Origin of the sequence: uncultured Gemmiger sp., assembly GCF_934561205.1 — a bacterium.
Classification (GTDB): domain Bacteria; phylum Bacillota; class Clostridia; order Oscillospirales; family Ruminococcaceae; genus Gemmiger.
The window spans coordinates 41,144-58,415 of the sequence record NZ_CAKTFU010000007.1; the positions used below are offsets into that span (position 1 = coordinate 41,144).

The following is a 17,272-nucleotide window of genomic DNA, read 5'->3' on the forward strand; positions in this document are numbered from 1 at the left end:
AAACGGGACGCGGCGTATAGGCAATACCGCATAATTCTAAGTGCCGATACGGCGAGCGAGGTGCGGCAGCTGCTAAGCCAAAAGCGCAGACAATACTTTGTGTATTATCGAGCATTTTGGCAAAGCAGATGCCGTGCCGCAGCCGCCGGAGCGGTGCTTAAGCCGTGAGGCGGGAATTGTGCGGTGTTGCCTCAAGCAAAGGAGTATGCAGCTATGCAGCAGATCATTACCCATTCCCGGCAGGAAACCGTAGACTTTGCCAGGCAGTACGCCAAAACCCTGCCCGCCGGTGCCTTGCTGGCGTTTACGGGGGGCCTGGGCGCGGGCAAGACCGCCTTTTGCCAGGGTCTGGCCGAAGGGCTGGGCTGTACCGACCCTGTTTCCAGCCCGACGTTTGCCATTGTGAATTACTACCGCGGTGCACGCCCGATGGCACACTTTGACCTTTACCGCATCCATACCGAGGGGGATCTGGCCGCCGCCGGGTTCTACGACTATCTGGATATGGGCGCTGTTGTCGCCTGCGAGTGGAGCGAAAACTGTGCCGAGCTGCTGGCATTGGAGCACCCCATACACATTCACATTGAGCGGCTGGACGAAAACACCCGCCGCATCACGATTGACTGATCGTATTATTTTACATTTTGTATAATTTAAGGTGAGCTTATGAATCTTTTGGCTGTCGATACCGCCGGCAAATCCTGTGCCGTGGCGGTCATGCGGGACGATACCCTGCTGTACGAAGCCCAATGCAACAACGGCCTGACCCACAGCGAAACCCTGCTGCCGATGATCGACACCGCGCTGCGCGCCTGCGGCCTGACGGTGGACGACCTGGACGTGCTGGGTGCCACCAACGGGCCAGGCAGCTTTACGGGGCTGCGCATCGGGCTTTCGGTCATCAAGGGGCTGGCGCAGCCGCGCCAGATCCCCTGCGTGGGGGTTTCCACCATGGCGGCGCTGGCCTACGGCATGAACGGCGAGGGCACGGTGATCGCCGCGCAGGACGCCCGCCGCGGCCAGGTCTACTGGGCCGGCTTTGACCTTGCCGACCACACCCGCCTGACCCCCGACGCCGCCGCCCCCGTGACCGAGTTAGAAAATTTTGTCAAAACCTGTAAAAAACCTTTGTTTTTTGTTGGCGACGGCGCGTACTTGTGTTACAATACCTATGGGCAGCAGAACGGCGTTGTCCCCTGCCCCCCTGCATTGCAGGTGCTGCGGGGTGCCGGTGCGGCGCTGGCTGCCAAAGCCCTGGCCGATGAAGGCCAATGTGTACCCCCTGCCCGGCTTTTGCCGGACTACCATCGCTTGAGCCAAGCCGAGCGGGAACGCGCAGAGCGCGTAAAACAACAGGAAGGAATTTGACCATGCAATTTGATAAGCCTATCGCACTGGCTGCCGACCACGGCGGCTATGAACTGAAAGAAGCCATCAAGGCCCACCTGACCGAGCAGGGCATCGCCTTTGTGGATTTCGGCACCGATTCCACCGCCAGCGTGGACTACCCCGACTACGCCGCCAAGGGCTGCGATGCCGTTGTGGACGGCCGCTGCGCCCTGACCATCCTGTGCTGCGGCACCGGCGTGGGCATGTCGATGTGCGCCAACAAGATCAAGGGCATCCGCGCCTGCTGCTGCAGTGATACCTTCAGCGCCGAGTTTACCCGCCGCCACAACAACGCCAACTGCCTGTGCCTGGGCGGCCGCGTGGTGGGTGCGGGTCTGGCTTTGCAGATCGTGGACGCCTTCCTGAACGCCGAGTTCGAGGGCGGCCGCCACCAGAACCGCATCGACAAGATGATGGCGCTGGAAAACCGCTGATTTCCCTGTTTCTCTGCCTGTAGCGACAGGCTGACCAATAATGTATTTCTTAATTTGAAGGAGATTGTATTATGAGCGTTGTCGAAATCGTCGATCATCCCCTGATCCAGCACAAAATCAGCCTGCTGCGTGACCGCAACACCGGCACCAAGGAGTTCCGCGATCTGGTAAGCGAGATCGCCATGCTGCTGTGCTACGAGGCCACCCGCGACCTGCCCACCGAGGAGGTCGAGGTCGAGACCCCCGTGGCGCTGGCCCGCACCAAGGTTCTGGCCGGCCGTAAGCTGGCACTGGTTCCCATCCTGCGCGCCGGTCTGGGCATGGTCGACGGTATGCTGAGCCTGATCCCCGCCGCCAAGGTCGGCCACATTGGCATGTACCGCAACGAGGAGACTCTGGAGCCTGTTGAATACTACTGCAAACTGCCCAACGACATCAACGAGCGTGAAGTCTTTGTTCTGGACCCGATGCTGGCCACCGGCGGCTCTGCTTCCGACGCCATCGGCCAGATCAAGGCACGCGGCGCCAAGCACATCAAGTTCATCGGCCTGATCGCCGCACCGGAGGGTCTGAAGGCCCTGCATGAGGCCCACCCCGATGTGGACATCTACGTTGCCGCGCTGGACGAGCGCCTGAACGACAACGGCTACATCATCCCCGGTCTGGGCGATGCCGGCGACCGTATCTTCGGCACGAAGTAATTTGGGTTATAACAAAAGGCGTATGCCCCTTGGGGCATACGCCTTTTTGCATTATTTTAGGTTGCGCAGGTCGGCGCTTTCGCGGAAATCTTCGTAATCTTTGGAAAGCGACGGGCTGTAATAGGGGTCGTGCAGGATATTTTCCTTGCCGTGCACAGCGTACAGGCGGTCATGTTCGGCGTCAAAGCGTGCTTTTTTGGTAGCGTCCTTCTCGTCCGAGCCGCGGGATTTGCTCTCATAATGGTACAGCTCCGCATACGGCGTCCAGACGATGCGCCAACCGGCATCGCGCACCCGCAGGCAGAAATCCACATCGTTGAAGGCAACGGTGAACGCTTCGTCCAAGCCGTGAACGGCATCGTACACGGCGGTGCGCACCAGCAGGCAGGCCGCCGTCACGGCGGAGTAATCCTGCACGGTGGCCAGCCGGAACATATACCCGCTGCCGCCCCGCTTATGGAACTTGTGGCTGTGCCCGGCGTAGCCGCCCAGCCCCGTGACCACACCGGCGTGCTGCACGGTGTCGTCGGGGTAGTACAGCATCGCGCCGCAGATGCCCACGCCGGGCTGGCTGCACTCGCCCACCATCTGGGTAAGCCAGTCGCCGTTGATGACCTCGACATCGTTATTCAGCAGCAGCAGATACTGCCCGTGGGCGTACCTGCGCCCAAAGTTGTTGATGGCCGAGAAGTTAAACCCGCCGTTGTAGGTCACCACGCGGGCGTTTTCGTACCGTTCGGGCAGGTTTTTGTAGTAGGCAAAGGTGGCACGGTCGGCGGAGTTATTCTCGATGACCAGCACCTCAAAGTTTTCGTAGGTGGTTTTTGCGTACAGGCTGTGCAGGCACTTTTCCAAATCGTCGATGTGATCCTTGTTGGGGATCAGAATGGACACCAGCGGCTGCGGCTCGTCAATCTGCCAGTTGACGTGGCAGGTGCCGGGGAACTTGCCCTCCTCCACGGTGCCGCGGCGGCCTGTCGCGGCCAGGTGGTCGGCCACGGCCTTTTGCGCCGCCTTGACCACATAGGGCTTGGCGCCCGTGCCGCTGCTGGTGGACGCCGCGTGTACCCGCCAGTAATACAGCACCTGCGGGATATGCAGGGGCTTGGCGGCGGGGTCGCGGCGCTGCATTTCGTCGATGATACGCAAAAACAGGTCGTGATCCTGTGCGCCGTCGCACGCTGCGCGCTCACCGCCCACAGCCTCAAACAGTTCCTTTTTGAACACTGCCAGGTGGCAGATGTAGTTGACGGCCATCAGGTATTCGGGCGCGTAGTCGGGCTTGAAGTGCCCGACCTTGGGGCGTTCGGGGGATTTTTCAAACAGGGCCTCGTCGCTGTACACAAAGTCGGCATCGGTTTCGGCCAGCAGTTTGCCCGCACAGTACACAGCGTGGGGAGCCAGCATATCGTCGTGGTCCGCCAGCGCAAGGTAGGGGCCTGCCGCCAGCTTGGCGGCGGCGTTGGTGTTGGCGGAAATGCCCTGATTTTCGATTTTGGCGTAGACGATGCGCGGTTCGTTGGCGGCGTATTCCCGCACGATCTCCGCCACCTTGGCGTGGTCGGCATTGCTGGCGTCCACCAGCACAAGCTGCCAGTTGGGGGCGGTCTGCCCGATGACGCTTTCGATATATTGGCGCAGGAAGTTTTCCGGCGTGTTGAACAACGGTGTCAGGATACTGACAGTAGGAAAATTTTGCGACGCCGCGTCCTGCCGCTGGGCTTGCAGGGTTTCCTTGCTTGGCAGGTAGCGCGCCTTTTTGCCCAGGAACCGCCGCTTAAAAAAGCCCGCCGCGCGAGATGCCATGGCACCCACGCCCTGCTCCCGCGTGAGGGTGCAGGCGTAGCCGAACAGCTCCTTGATTCGTTTGGATTTTTGACTCATAGCAGCTCCTCATAAAAGCAATCATTTTCCCACGTTTATTCACCCGATGGGTTGCCTTGTCGGGGTAGTTGCCGGGCGGCATATATGCCGCCCCTACAGACCGACCCGTAAAATCAGTATTGCCGTAAAGCTGCGGGCGGGGCTTGCCCCGCCCCTACGGCGCAACAGTTTTATGCGTTGCAACGCAGGTTTATCGTTTTTACCGCAGGCCGAAATTTTCGACCTTGTTGGTGAAATGGGGGTTGTAATAGGGGTCGTAATTGTCGATATACGGTTGATATTTCTCGTAGAAATTGGCTTTTTCGCGCTCGTAGCGCTTGGCGTTTTCGCTCAGGGTGTCCAGCCCGCGGCTGCGGCTTTCGTAATGGATGGCCTGCGCCAGGGGGGTGTAGACGTTCAAAAGACCCTTTTGCCACAGCTTCAGGCAGTAGTCCACATCGTTGTACGCCACCGCGAACTTTTCTTCGTCCAGACCGCCCATTTCACGGTAGAGCGCTGTTTTCGTCATCAGGCAGGCACCTGTCACGGCCATGAAATCCTGTGTGGTGACAAGGCGGTACATGTCGCCCACGGCATCGGCGGGGTGGCCCTTATGGCTGTGACCCGCGCTGCCGTTGATGCCCATAACAACGCCCGCGTGCTGGATCTCGTTGTCGGGGTAGATGAGCTTGGCGCCCACCGCGCCCACGTCGGGACGCTGGCTGTAGCTGAGCATCTCCCGCAGGAAATCCTGTGAGGTGATCTCGATATCATTGTTCAGCAGCAGCAGCTGTTCGCCGTTGGCAAACTGTGCGCCAAAGTTGTTGATGGCCGAGAAATTGAACCCGCCCTGATACCGCACCACGCGGCAGTTGGCAAATTTCTGCGGAATTTGCGCGTAGTAACGTTCGGTTTCGGGGTCGGTGGAGTTATTCTCGATGACCAGCACCTCAAAATTGTCGTAGCCCGCATTTTTATACAGGCTCGTCAGACAGCGGTCCAGGTCGTCCGTGTGGTCCTTGTTGGGGATCATAACCGTGATCAGCGGGTGCCCCGTCAGCTCATAGTGCAGCTGGAACGCGCCCGGTGCGCCGGGAATGGCGTGGGCTTCGCCCTGCAGCCCGATGCGCTGCAGGTGCGCGTTGATGGCGCGCTCCCCTGCCGCAACCGCGTAGGGCTTGGCGTCCATGGTTTGGGCGGTGGAACCGGCGGCGGCGCGCCAGACGTACAGACACTTCTTGATGTGATAGATTTTTGTTGCTTTTTCGGTCAGGCGCAGAATCAGGTCGTGATCCTGTGCGCCGTCAAAATTCGGGTCCTCATACGCGCCCGCAGCGTTCAGCAGTTTGCGGCTGAACACAGCGAGATGGGTAATATAGTTGACCCCGCGCAGGTAATCGGGCGCGTAGTCGGGCTTAAAGTGGTAACCGCCCAGCTCCTTGAAGTTGTCCGAGAGGACAATTTCGTCACTGTATACAAAATCCGCGCCCGTGCTTTGTATAGCCTTTACAACGTCATACAGGGCGTTGGGGTACAGCACGTCGTCGTGGTCCAGCAGGGTCAGATACTCGCCCGTGGCGGCCTCGAACCCTTTGGTGGTGTTGGCGGCAATGCCGGCGTTTTCAACCTTGCGGTAGACAATGCGGGCGTCCTTTTGTGCCAGCGCCGCCGCCTTGGCGGAACACTGCGCATGGGCGGCATCGCCGGCGTCCACCAGCACCAGCTGCCAGTTGGTGTAGGTCTGTTGCAGCACGCTGCCGGTCATCTGCTTAAAATACCGCGCAGGTGTGTTAAAAAGTGGCACAACAATGCTGATTACAGGCCCCTGCAGGTTTTCGGCGCGCTGGGCTTTCAATTCACGCTTGAGGGGAATATCGGCGTAGTGCTGCCAAAAATCCTTGTGCATCGCCAGCCCCACGCGAAAGCGCACGTCGCGCCACATCTGCTCGCCCCCCTGCTCACGCAGGGTCTTTACGGTGCGGCCCACGACAGCCCCCAGGTGTGACGGGTCGGCCAGACGGCGGGCCATCTTGCCCAGGCTGTCCCGCCCGGATGCTTGGTTGTTGCCCATAGCAGATTACTCCTCGCTCTTTTTTGCCGGCATGGCGTCCTTTTTCTCAAAATGGCGGTATTCCTTGGTTACCTCGGCGGTGGGGCCGAGACGGCGCAGATGACCATGGTCAAGCCAGGCGACCTTGTTGCACATACGCTCGATCTGGTCGATGGAATGGCTGACCAGAATGACCGTTGTGCCGCCAGAAAGCAGCTCTGCCATGCGCTTTTCGCACTTTTCCTGAAACAGAAAATCACCCACGGACAGAATCTCGTCCGCAATCAGGATATCCGGTTTTGTCATAGTGGCGACGGCAAACGCCAGGCGCGCCACCATACCGGAGGAATAGTTTTTCAGCGGTACATCGAGGAAATCCTGCAATTCGCTGAATTCCACGATGTCATCAAACTTGGAGTCGATGTACTTGGGGGTGTAGCCCAGCACGGTGCCGTTGAGGTAGATATTTTCACGCGCGGTCAGGTCCATGTCAAAGCCCGCGCCCAGCTCGATCAGCGGGGCGATGGTGCCGTTGACGGTCACCTTGCCCGCGCTGGGCTTGTACACGCCGGAAATTACTTTTAGCAGCGTGCTTTTTCCGCTGCCGTTCAGACCGATCAGGCCGTAAAAATCGCCGGGCATAATGTCAAAGGTGACATCGTCCAGGGCGAAAAACTCGTCAAAACGGATGCCGCCGTGCAGCAGTGCCACGAAATATTCCTTCAGGCTTTCGTGGCGTTCCTTTGCAAGGTTAAAGCGCATCGAAACATGGTCAATGGAAATAATCGGTTTTACATCTGCCATTTTTGCGTTTCTCCTTACATATACAAAACGAACTTGTCCTGGCTCTTGCGGAACACATACACGCCCAGGCCCAGGCTGACGGCGGCGCAGACAAAGGGCACCAGCACCATATTTAAGGTAAGGCCGCGGCCCCACATCACGCAGGAACGCACCGAGGTGATGTACCAGTAGATGGGGTTCAGGTTGATGATGCTCTGCATCCAGCCCTCCATCTGGGTGGGGTCATAGAAGATGGCGCTGGCGTAGACCAGCAGTGTGCAGAAAACCTCCCAAATGTGCATGATATCGCGCACAAACACATACAGGGTGGACAAGATAAGCCCAACGCCGAGGCTGAACACAAACAGCATGGCGATGGGATACACCGCCAGAAGCACGGTGGCAAAGGAAATGTGCGAAAGGGTCAGCAGCGCCACGATCAGCAGTGCCACCAGGCTGAAAGCAAAATTGACCAGCGCAAAGCAGCATTTTTCCAGCGGGAAAATATACTTAGGTATGTAAACCTTGCGCAGCAGCGGGCCGTTTTTCAGCACACTTTCCATGGCCATGGAGGTAGATTCGCGGAAGAAGTTGAACACCAGCTGGCCGATGATCAGAAACAGGGGGAAATCCTCGATCCCCTGCCCGCGCGCATTGAACAGCGCACCGAACACAGCCCACATGACCAGGCAGGTCAGCAGCGGGTTGAGCACGCTCCACGCAACGCCCAGGACGCTGCGGCGGTATTTGAGCTTGAAGTCACGGGTGATGAGGTTTTGCAAAAGGTAGCGGTATTTCCAAAATCCCGCCCAGGTATTTTTCAGTCTTTGCACGGCAGCTCCTTAGTATTTTTCAAAATATTCAAACTTCTGTTCGGCAAAGGGGGTGTGCTCCTTGTCCTTGGCGCTGGTCTTATGCTCGCAGCCGCAGTCGGGCCACTGCACGTTGACGGTGGGGTCGTTGTAGGGGATGCCGCCCTCGGCCGTGGGGTCGTACACGTCGGTGCACTTGTAGGTAAATTCCGCTACATCGCTCAAAACCACAAAGCCATGGGCAAAGCCTTCGGGAATCCAGAGCATACGCTTATTCTCGGCCGAGAGGGTCGCGCCCACCCATTTGCCGAAGGTCGCGCTGTGGGGGCGGCAGTCGACAGCGACGTCAAAAACCTCGCCCAGCGTCACGCGCACCAGCTTGCCCTGCGTGTGCTGTTTCTGGAAATGCAGCCCGCGCAGCACGCCCTTGGAAGAACGGCTCTGGTTATCCTGCACAAAGGGCTTGTCGATGCCGGCGGCAGCGAACTCGTCGATTTGGTAGGTCTCCATAAAATAGCCGCGGTCGTCACCGAAAACGGTCGGCTCGATGATTTGGACTTCGGGAATGTCGGTCTTGATAAAGTTAAATTTACCCATGGTTTTTTCCTCCTGTATAGCCTGGTCATAATTATTTGCATACATATATAGCATACATTATACTCCAATTTGCCGTGTTGGGCAAGGGGTAAAATCTACCCCGCGCTTTGACGATTTGCCCCTTGCCGTATTGCCCCAACTGCGGTATAATGTAAACGTATTATTGTAAGTGTAAGTACGCGCAACGGCGTACCCTGTATAGGAGGCTTTTCTATGTCCCGTTTTATTCCCCTTTCCGTTCCGAATTTCGGCCCGCGCGAGGCCGAGCTGGCCGGTGAGGCCATTACCTCCGGGTGGGTGTCCACCAGCGGCGGCAAGGTCACCGAATTTGAGCAAGCTCTGGCTGACTATGTACATATGCCCCGCGCCGTGGCCTGCAACGCCGGTTCCAGCGCGCTGCACCTGGCCGCCATGGCTGCGGGCATCACCCGCGGGGATGAAGTTATCGTACCCACGCTGACTTTTATTGCCGCCGTCAACCCGCTAACCCGCTATGTGGGGGCAGAGCCGATTTTTATCGGCTGCGACGACTCGCTTTGCATCGACCCCGATGCCGTGGAGAAATTCTGTGCCGAGCACTGCGAAATGCGCGGCGGCAAGCTGTACAACAAAGCCACCGGTGCCCATGTCAAGGCGCTGGAGGTCGTGCATGTTTTCGGCAACCTGGGCGACATGGAACGCCTGACCGAGATTGCAGAGAAGTACCATCTGATTTTGATCGAGGACGCCACCGAGGCCCTGGGCACCCGCTTTACCGCCGGTAAATTTGCGGGCAGGTTTGCGGGCACCGTGGGCGATATCGGCTGCTACAGCTTTAACGGCAACAAAATCATCACCACAGGCGCGGGCGGTGCGGTCGTGTCCAACCACCCCGATTGGGCCGAGCATGCCAAGCATCTTTCGACCCAGGCCAAGACCGACCTGCTGCAATTTTTGCACGATGAAGTCGGCTATAACTACCGCATGACCAACGTGCAGGCCTGCCTGGGCATTGCCCAGCTGGAACGGCTGGAAGGCTTTATCGCCCACAAAAAGGCGCTGTACGACCACTATGTCGAAAAGCTGGACGGCGTCAAGGGGCTGCGCATCCTGCCCTTCCGCGAGGACTGCACCCGCTCCAACCACTGGTTCTTCAGCCTGTATGTGAAGGATTTTGCCCTTGACCGCGATGAAGTTATTGAAAAGCTGCAGGCGCAGGGTATCCAGACCCGCCCCGTGTGGGCGCTGATCCACGAGCAGGCCGATTACCCCCGCAACGAAGCCTATGCGTTGGACAAGGCGCTGGATTACCGCAAGCATATCGTCAACCTGCCCTGCTCCACCAACCTGAGCATGGAGGACTGCGACCGCGTCATTGATGCCGTTTTGGCCCTGTAACATCTGACCCAAAAAATACTGGCCCAAAAAATAATTTTTAGGGGGACAAACCCTTGCTGAAAGTCGAAGAATTGTTTATTGAACCCACCTCCACCGTGCTGGACTCTCTGCGCAAATTGGACGAGACCGGCCAGCGCATCCTGTTTATTGCGCCCCACGGCGAATTGCAGGCCGTAGTGACGGATGGGGATATCCGCAAGTTTTTCCTGCGCGGCGGCACGCCCGACCAGACCGTGGACAAAGCTGCCAACTACCACCCGCTGAGTCTGCCCGTGGCCGAGCGCGGCAGGGCACGGGAGATGCTGCAGCGCCACTGCATCGACGCGCTGCCCATTTTGGACAAGCGCGGACACATTGCGGATATCGTATTTGCCCACGGCCTCGATGTGGACAATCGCAAGCGAGTGGATATCCCCGTTGTGATGATGGCGGGCGGCCTTGGCACCCGGCTGTACCCCTACACCAAAATTTTGCCCAAGCCGCTGATCCCTGTGGGCGAACAGCCGATCGCCGAGCTGATCATGGATCGTTTTCGCAGCTTTGGCTGCCACGAGTTTACGATGATCGTGAACTACAAGCGCGGCATGATCAAGAGCTATTTCAACGAACTGGAAAAGGATTATCAGGTTGATTTCGCCGACGAGGAAGTCTTTATGGGCACCGGCGGCGGCCTGTGCCTGTTGAAGGGCAAAATCAACAGCCCCTTCTTTTTTACCAACTGTGACACCCTGTTGGACGTGGATTTCGGTGATTTGTACGCCTACCACAAATCCCACGGCAACTTAGTTACGATGGTATGTGCTTTTAAGCACTACACAGTTCCCTACGGCGTGGTGGAGCTGGGCGAGGACGGCGGCATTGCCGCCATGCGCGAAAAGCCCGAACTGGACTTTTTGACCAACACCGGCGTGTATGTGGTGGAGCCGCGCGTTGTGCAGGAAATGCGCGACGGCGAGAAGATCGGTTTCCCCGATGTGATCGAGCGCTACCGCTTGGCCGGGGAAAAGGTGGGGGTATACCCCATCAGCGAGAGCAGCTGGATGGACATGGGCCAACTTGAGGAGCTGGAAAAAATGCGCCGCAAGCTGGAAAATCAACAGTAACGGGAGGTTTATTATGCCTGTCACAATCATTGCCGAGGCCGGCGTCAACCACAACGGCAGCCTGGAAATGGCCAAGGAGATGGCGCGCGTTGCCAAGGCGTGCGGCGCCGACATTGTAAAATACCAGACCGCCGTGCCGGAGCTTGTCGTCAGCAAATTTGCCGAGAAGGCCGAGTACCAGAAACAGACCACCGACGCTGCCGAGAGCCAGCTGGAGATGATCCGCAAGCTGCATTTTTCCTTTGAGGCGCACCGTGAGCTGAAGGAATACTGCGATTCCATCGGCATACAGTACCTGTCGGCCGCATTTGACATCCCCAGCGTGCGGTTTTTGGGTACGCTGAACCTGCCGCTGCTGAAGATCCCTTCCGGCGAAATCACCAACCTGCCGTATCTGGAGGAGGTCGCCAAGCTGCACACCCCCGTGCTGCTTTCCACCGGCATGAGCAATCTGAATGAGATCACCGATGCACTGGCCGTTTTGGACGAGGGCGGCTGCCCCGAGGCCACCGTGCTGCACTGCAACACCCAATACCCCACCCCCTACGAGGACGCCAACCTGACCGCCATGCTGGAGCTGTTTGAGCAGTTCGGCCTGCCGGTGGGCTTGTCCGACCATACGCCCGGCTGGGAATGTGACGTAGCCGCGACGGTTTTGGGCGCGCAGGTCATTGAAAAGCACTTTACGCTGGATAAGACCCTGCCCGGCCCCGACCAACAGGCCAGCTTAGACCCCACCGAGTTCGCCGCCATGGTACAGGCCGTGCGCCATGTGGAGGCCGCCCTGGGCGACGGCCACAAGCACCTGACCGCAAGCGAAGCCCCCAACAAGGCCATTGCCCGCAAGAGCATCGTGGCCGCCCGCCCCATCGCCGAGGGCGAGGTTTTCACCGAGGAAAACCTGACCACCAAGCGCCCCGGCGACGGCGTAAGCCCCATGCGCTGGCATGACGTCCTGGGACAAAAGGCCAAGCGCGCCTTTGCCGAGGACGAAAAAATCGAACTGTAAGGGGAAACTATGCGCAGCATTTGTGTTGTTACCGCCACCCGCGCGGAATACGGTTTACTGCGTCCTGTCGTGCAAAAATTGGCGGCAAGCGCCGATTTGCGGCTGCGGCTGGTCGTGACGGGGGCGCACCTTTGCCCACGGTTAGGGCTGACGGTGACCGAAATTGAGAAGGACGGCTTTGCCATTGATGCCCGTCTGCCCATTTTTACCGACGATGCCGCCGAGCCTGTGGCGCAGACCATCGCCCGCACGCTGACGGTGTTTGACGAATATTTTGCCCAAAACCGCCCCGACTGCCTGCTGGTACTGGGCGACCGCTTTGAGATTTTTGCCGCAGCCACGGCGGCTGCGGCGCGGCATATCCCCATTGCCCATATTTCCGGCGGGGATGTGACCCTGGGCGCCGCCGATGAGTACTACCGCCACTGCATCAGCAAGATGGCGGCGGTGCATTTTGCCTCCTGCGCCGACAGCGCCGCCCGCCTGGTACGGCTGGGCGAAGCACCCGACCGCGTGTTTTGCGTGGGCGGGCTGGGGGACGAAAACATCCGCACCCTGCCCAAGTTGAGCCGGGAGGCACTTTGCGAATCCACCGGCTTTGCCCTGATGCAGCCCTTTGCGCTGGTGACCTACCACCCCGAAACCAGCGCCGATGCTGGCTCCCCCGCGGCGCAGAGCCAAGCGCTTTGCCGCGCGATGGAATCCGTAACGGGGATCTTTTGGCTGATGACCGGCTCCAACGCCGACGCGGGCGGGCAGGTATGCTCCGACACGCTGCGCGCCTTTGCCGCCGCCCACCCCGACCGCGCCGCCTTTGTGCAGAACCTGGGGCTGCAGCGGTATCTTTCGGCCATGCAGTATGCGTCGCTGGTGGCGGGCAACTCCTCCTCCGGCGTGGTGGAAACGCCGACCTTCCGTGTGCCCACCGTCAACATCGGCAAGCGGCAGGCAGGGCGCATTGTGTGCGCCAACGTGCTGGGCTGCACCCCCGATGCCGATGCCATTGCCGAAACGATGCGCAGGGCGCTTTCGCCGGAGTTTGCCGCCATTGCCGCCACGGCCAAAAGCCCCTACAACGGCGGCGACACCAGCGCGAAAATCTGCGCTGTGCTGCAAAACTTTGATTTTTCTGCCCCCAAGAGCTTTTACGACGGCCCCGTGCCGCACTTTGACCCCGAAAGGAAGATCGACCTATGAAACTTTTGATCGTCGGTTTGGGCAGCATGGGCAAGCGCCGCGCCCGCCTGTGCAAAGGAATTGACGCTGCCACGCAAATCATCGGCGTAGACACCTCCGAGGAGCGCCGCAAGGAGGCCGCCGCCCTGCAGCTGGCGGACGAAACCTGCGCCACCATTGCCGAGGCTGCCGCCCTGCACCCCGACGCCGCTCTGGTCTGCACCGCGCCGCTGACCCACGCAGCCATTATCAGCGAACTGCTCGACTGCAATTTGCCCGTTTTTACCGAGCTGAACCTTGTCAGCGACGGCTACGCCGAGAACATGGCCAAGGCCGCCGAGAAAAACCTGCCGCTGTTTTTGTCCAGCACCATGCTGTACCGCCGCGAAACGCAGTACATCAAGGCGCAGGTGCAGCAGTTCGGCAAGCCGGTGCATTACATTTACCACATCGGGCAGTACCTGCCCGACTGGCACCCCTGGGAGAACTACAAGAATTTCTTTGTCGGCAACGTGCGCACCGGCGGTGTGCGCGAGATTTTCGGCATTGACCTGCCGTGGCTGCTGGACGCCTTCGGTGAGGTGGAATCCGTCACCGTGATGAAGGACACCCTGAGCGATCTGGGGCTGCCCTACCCCGACTGCGTGACCCTGCTGCTGCGCCACAAAAACGGCGTGCAGGGTGTGCTGGCCGCCGATGTGGTCAGCCGCAAGGCGGTGCGCAGCTTTGAGTGCTTCGGCGATGGGCTGCATCTTTTCTGGGAGGGCAACCCCAAGGCGCTGTACGAGTTCCGCGACGGCGACAAGCAGTTTGTGGACACCTACACCAGCTTTGAGCACGACAGCCGTTACAGCGACAACATTGTAGAAAACGCCTATGTGGACGAATTGACGAACTTTTTCGGCGTTCTGCAGGGCACCGAGACCCCCCGCTGGAGCTTTGAAAAGGACCTGGCCGCCATTGCCCTGATGGACAAGGCCGAGCAGGCATAAGGGGGAGCTATGCGTACTTTGACTGCCCTGTTTGTGGGGCTGGGTTCCATCGGCACCCGTCACCTGAAAAACCTTGCCAACCTTTGCGGCGACCGCGGCTGGACGCTGCAGGCCGACGCTTTGCGCAGCGACCCTGCCCGCCCCCTGCGGGACGGCGTTGCCGAGCTGCTGCACCGCCAGTTTGCCGACATCCGCGACGCTGCACCGCGTTACGATTTGATTTTTATCACCAACCCCACCAGCCTGCACGCCGACGCCCTGCGCACGGTGTACGGGCGCGGCGAAGCGCTTTTTATCGAAAAACCGCTGTTTTCTGCCGAGCAGACTGCCCTTGACCCCGCCGACTATCTGCCCGAAGGGCAAAAAGCCTATGTGGCCGCCCCCATGCGCTGGTGCGGCGTTATGCAGGCTGTCAAGGAGCGTCTGCCTGACCTGCACCCCTACTGTGCGCGGGTCATCTGCTCCAGCTACCTGCCCGACTGGCGGCCCGGTGTGGACTACCGCACGGTGTACAGCGCCCGCAAGGAATTGGGCGGCGGCGTGACCATTGACCTGATCCACGAGTGGGATTATTTGGCAGATTTGTTCGGCATACCGGAGCAGCTATACAATTTCAAGGGGCATTACTCGGAGTTGGAAATAAATTCTGACGATATATCGATGTATATTGCCCGCTACCCCCACCTTTTGGCGGAGGTGCATCTGGATTATTTCGGCCGCGGCTACCGCCGCAAGCTGGAGCTTTTCTGCCCGGACGGCAGTTATCTGGCGGATTTCGGCGCCGGTACGCTGACCCTGCCCGACGGCACCATTGAGCATTATGAGGAGGACGTCAACCGCCGCTACGAGCGCGAGATGGACTACTTTGTGGACTATGCCCTGGGCGGGGAGCGCGTCAGCTGCAACCCACCCGAACTGGCCCTGCAAATTTTGAAACTGACATTGGGGGAACTGTAACATGAACCGTTTGTTGATCACCATCTGCGGCCGCGCAGGCAGCAAGGGCTTCAAAAATAAAAACCTGAAGGTTTTCTGCGGCAAGCCGCTGGTGTATTATTCCTTGAGCGCCGCCGAATTGTTTGTCAAAAACCACCCCGAACTGAGCGTAGACATTGCCCTGAACACCGACAGCGAGGATCTGGCCAAGCTGGTTCTGACACAGTACCCTGAGGTCGTGTATCTGCCGCGCGGCGAGGAGCTGGGCGGCGACCGTGTGCCCAAGATGGCGGTGTATCAGGACAGCCTGCGCCGCATGGAGCAGCGCGCCGGGCAGCCTTATGACTGGCACATGGACCTGGACATCACCAGCCCGCTGCGCACCGCCGCCGATATCGAAAACGCCTTTGCGGCCAAGCAGGAACGGCAGGATCTGGATCTGGTCTTCAGCGTCTGCGAGGCGCGCCGCAACCCGTGGTTCAACATGGTCAAGACCGTGGACGACCATGTGGAATGCGTCTGCAAGAGCGAGTTCACAGGCCGCCAGCAGGCACCCGACGTATATGACGTCAATGCGTCGATTTATGTCTTTAAGCGCGACTTTTTGGCCAACAACACCGACGGCATCCTCTGGCGCGGCAAAATCGGCATCAGCGTCATGATGGACACCGGCATCATTGACATCGACTCGGAGCACGACTACCTGCTGATGGAGGCCATCGCCGCCCACCTGTACGCCCATTATCCCGAATTCAACGCTGTACGGGAGAATATCCGTGGATAATGTCATGTTTGCACGTTCGCTCTCTCTGGTGCTGGACGCCGGGCAGACTCTGCTGGAAAACGGCAGCGAGGTGTTCCGCGTACAGCAGACGATGGAGATCATGGCCAAAAGCCTGGGCGTAGGGGATTTTGACGTGTATGTGGTGACCAACGGCATTTTTGCGTCGGCCCACATGGGGGATCGCAACGATTCGCTGACCCGCCATGTGCCGCTGGTGTCCATTCACCTGGGCCGCGTGGAGGCCGTGAACGAGCTTTCCCGCGAGTTGGCTGCCGGTAAGCTGAATTTGGAGCAGGCAGAGCAGCGTCTGCGCGATGCCCGCGCCCTGCCCCCTGCCCTGCCCCGCGTACTGCGGCTGGCGGGTGCCGTGGGGGCCGCCTGCTTTGGCTATCTGTTTGGCGGCGGGCTGACGGAGGCGCTGGTAGCGGGTATGGCGGGCTATCTGGAAGTGGTGGTTTCGCAGCAGCTTTCTGCCCACAAGATCAACCGCATTTTCACCATCATTGTGGCGGCTGCCGTTGCCACGGCTTGCGCCATTTCGATGCGCCTGTTGCTTTTGCCGGGGCTGCAGGTCAACTTTGCCATTATCGGCGCGTTGATGGTGCTGACCCCCGGCGTTGCCCTGACGATGGGCATCCGCGATATTTTGAACGCCGATTATCTTTCCGGCTCGATCCGGTTGCTGGATGCCGTGCTGGTTGCGGGCAGCATTGCCTGCGGCGTTGCCATAGCGTGGCTTGCCGCCCGGGGATTGGGGGTGACGGTATGAGCCTGCCCGCTGCCCTGCTGCATTACCTGTGCCATTTTGTGGTGGCAGTGATTTCGGTGGTCAGCTTTGGCATTAGCTTTCATGTGCCGCGGCGGCATTATCTGGCCTGCGGGCTGACCGGCGCGGTGGGCTGGATCGTCTACCTGCTGTGCCTGAACCTGCTGCACTGTACCGCCCCCGTTTCAGTGCTGGTTGCCACCCTGCCGCTGGCGGCGCTGGCGCGCGTCTTTGCGATACGCCACAAGGCACCCCTCACGGTGTTTTTGCTCAGCGGGATCTTTCCGCTGGTGCCCGGCGCGGGTATCTACAACACGGCCTACTACTTTTTGCAGGACGACCGCGCCCTGTTTGCCAACGCAGGTGTGGAAACGCTGAAAATTGCCCTGGCACTGGCCCTGGGCATTGCGCTGGTGTGCAGTATCCCTTTGCCGCAAAACCACACAACGCAAAAATAACGGTAAAACAAAAGTCCCGAAACTGACGGTTTCGGGACTTTT

18 protein-coding genes are annotated in these 17,272 nt (G+C 59.4%); 13 read left to right on the top strand and 5 right to left on the bottom strand.

All coding sequences use genetic code 11. From position 1 onward, the window contains the following. The first annotated feature begins 213 nt into the window (after positions 1-213). The 4 genes from tsaE to upp all read left to right on the top strand — a co-directional run bounded on the left by tsaE (position 214) and on the right by upp (position 2,524). Complete coding sequence (tsaE, locus tag Q0I19_RS06175) at positions 214-627, top strand: tRNA (adenosine(37)-N6)-threonylcarbamoyltransferase complex ATPase subunit type 1 TsaE (protein ID WP_294758293.1); 414 nt, start codon at positions 214-216, stop codon at positions 625-627. A 39-nt stretch (positions 628-666) separates the two neighbouring features. Continuing rightward, positions 667-1,368, top strand: a complete 702-nt coding sequence (gene tsaB, locus Q0I19_RS06180; protein ID WP_294758294.1) for a tRNA (adenosine(37)-N6)-threonylcarbamoyltransferase complex dimerization subunit type 1 TsaB — start codon at positions 667-669, stop codon at positions 1,366-1,368. 2 nt (positions 1,369-1,370) lie between these two features. After that, positions 1,371-1,823, top strand: coding sequence for a ribose 5-phosphate isomerase B (gene rpiB, locus Q0I19_RS06185; RefSeq protein ID WP_294758295.1), 453 nt, complete (start codon positions 1,371-1,373; stop codon positions 1,821-1,823). A gap of 71 nt (positions 1,824-1,894) precedes the next feature. After that, positions 1,895-2,524: a uracil phosphoribosyltransferase gene (gene upp / locus Q0I19_RS06190; protein ID WP_294758296.1), complete on the top strand. Its 630-nt coding sequence runs from the start codon at positions 1,895-1,897 to the stop codon at positions 2,522-2,524. 51 nt (positions 2,525-2,575) lie between these two features. On the opposite strand, the gene Q0I19_RS06195 is transcribed toward upp, so the two are convergent. The 5 genes from Q0I19_RS06195 to rfbC form a co-directional block, all read right to left on the bottom strand. Beyond that, positions 2,576-4,408 carry a glycosyltransferase family 2 protein gene (locus tag Q0I19_RS06195; RefSeq protein ID WP_294758297.1) on the bottom strand — a complete coding sequence of 611 codons (1,833 nt, stop codon included), beginning with the start codon at positions 4,406-4,408 and terminating at the stop codon, positions 2,576-2,578. A 199-nt stretch (positions 4,409-4,607) separates the two neighbouring features. Further along, positions 4,608-6,458 carry a glycosyltransferase family 2 protein gene (locus tag Q0I19_RS06200; protein ID WP_294758298.1) on the bottom strand — a complete coding sequence of 617 codons (1,851 nt, stop codon included), beginning with the start codon at positions 6,456-6,458 and terminating at the stop codon, positions 4,608-4,610. Between the two features lie 6 nt (positions 6,459-6,464). Next, a complete protein-coding gene (locus Q0I19_RS06205) occupies positions 6,465-7,241 on the bottom strand; it encodes an ABC transporter ATP-binding protein (protein ID WP_294758299.1) in 777 nt (258 codons plus the stop codon). A gap of 14 nt (positions 7,242-7,255) precedes the next feature. Further along, the gene (locus tag Q0I19_RS06210; protein ID WP_294758300.1) at positions 7,256-8,053 is read right to left on the bottom strand and encodes an ABC transporter permease; all 798 of its coding nucleotides are present in this window, start codon (positions 8,051-8,053) and stop codon (positions 7,256-7,258) included. Positions 8,054-8,062: 9 nt separating this feature from the next. Next, on the bottom strand, positions 8,063-8,629 hold the full coding sequence (gene rfbC, locus Q0I19_RS06215; protein ID WP_294758301.1) for a dTDP-4-dehydrorhamnose 3,5-epimerase: 567 nt from the start codon (positions 8,627-8,629) through the stop codon (positions 8,063-8,065). 213 nt (positions 8,630-8,842) lie between these two features. Between rfbC and Q0I19_RS06220 the strand changes: the two genes are divergently transcribed. From Q0I19_RS06220 to Q0I19_RS06260, 9 genes are read left to right on the top strand one after another with little or no spacing between them, the layout of a single operon-like run. Continuing rightward, on the top strand, positions 8,843-10,006 hold the full coding sequence (locus Q0I19_RS06220) for a LegC family aminotransferase (protein ID WP_294758302.1): 1,164 nt from the start codon (positions 8,843-8,845) through the stop codon (positions 10,004-10,006). 53 nt (positions 10,007-10,059) lie between these two features. Next, complete coding sequence (locus Q0I19_RS06225; protein ID WP_294758303.1) at positions 10,060-11,109, top strand: nucleotidyltransferase family protein; 1,050 nt, start codon at positions 10,060-10,062, stop codon at positions 11,107-11,109. A gap of 13 nt (positions 11,110-11,122) precedes the next feature. Then, positions 11,123-12,118: an N-acetylneuraminate synthase gene (neuB, locus tag Q0I19_RS06230; RefSeq protein WP_294758304.1), complete on the top strand. Its 996-nt coding sequence runs from the start codon at positions 11,123-11,125 to the stop codon at positions 12,116-12,118. A 9-nt stretch (positions 12,119-12,127) separates the two neighbouring features. Beyond that, entirely contained in the window at positions 12,128-13,315 is a 1,188-nt protein-coding gene (neuC, locus tag Q0I19_RS06235) for a UDP-N-acetylglucosamine 2-epimerase (RefSeq protein ID WP_294758305.1), read from the top strand. After that, the gene (locus Q0I19_RS06240; RefSeq protein ID WP_294758306.1) at positions 13,312-14,286 is read left to right on the top strand and encodes a Gfo/Idh/MocA family oxidoreductase; all 975 of its coding nucleotides are present in this window, start codon (positions 13,312-13,314) and stop codon (positions 14,284-14,286) included. Before neuC ends, Q0I19_RS06240 begins: the two co-directional genes overlap by 4 nt. A 9-nt stretch (positions 14,287-14,295) precedes the next feature. Further along, a complete protein-coding gene (locus Q0I19_RS06245; RefSeq protein WP_294758307.1) occupies positions 14,296-15,243 on the top strand; it encodes a Gfo/Idh/MocA family oxidoreductase in 948 nt (315 codons plus the stop codon). 1 nt (position 15,244) lies between these two features. Further along, positions 15,245-16,006 carry an acylneuraminate cytidylyltransferase family protein gene (locus Q0I19_RS06250; protein ID WP_294758308.1) on the top strand — a complete coding sequence of 254 codons (762 nt, stop codon included), beginning with the start codon at positions 15,245-15,247 and terminating at the stop codon, positions 16,004-16,006. Beyond that, positions 15,999-16,775: a threonine/serine exporter family protein gene (locus Q0I19_RS06255; protein ID WP_294758309.1), complete on the top strand. Its 777-nt coding sequence runs from the start codon at positions 15,999-16,001 to the stop codon at positions 16,773-16,775. The genes Q0I19_RS06250 and Q0I19_RS06255 overlap by 8 nt, the downstream gene beginning before the upstream one ends. Further along, positions 16,772-17,230, top strand: coding sequence for a threonine/serine exporter family protein (locus Q0I19_RS06260; RefSeq protein WP_294758311.1), 459 nt, complete (start codon positions 16,772-16,774; stop codon positions 17,228-17,230). Before Q0I19_RS06255 ends, Q0I19_RS06260 begins: the two co-directional genes overlap by 4 nt. Positions 17,231-17,272 lie beyond the last annotated feature (42 nt).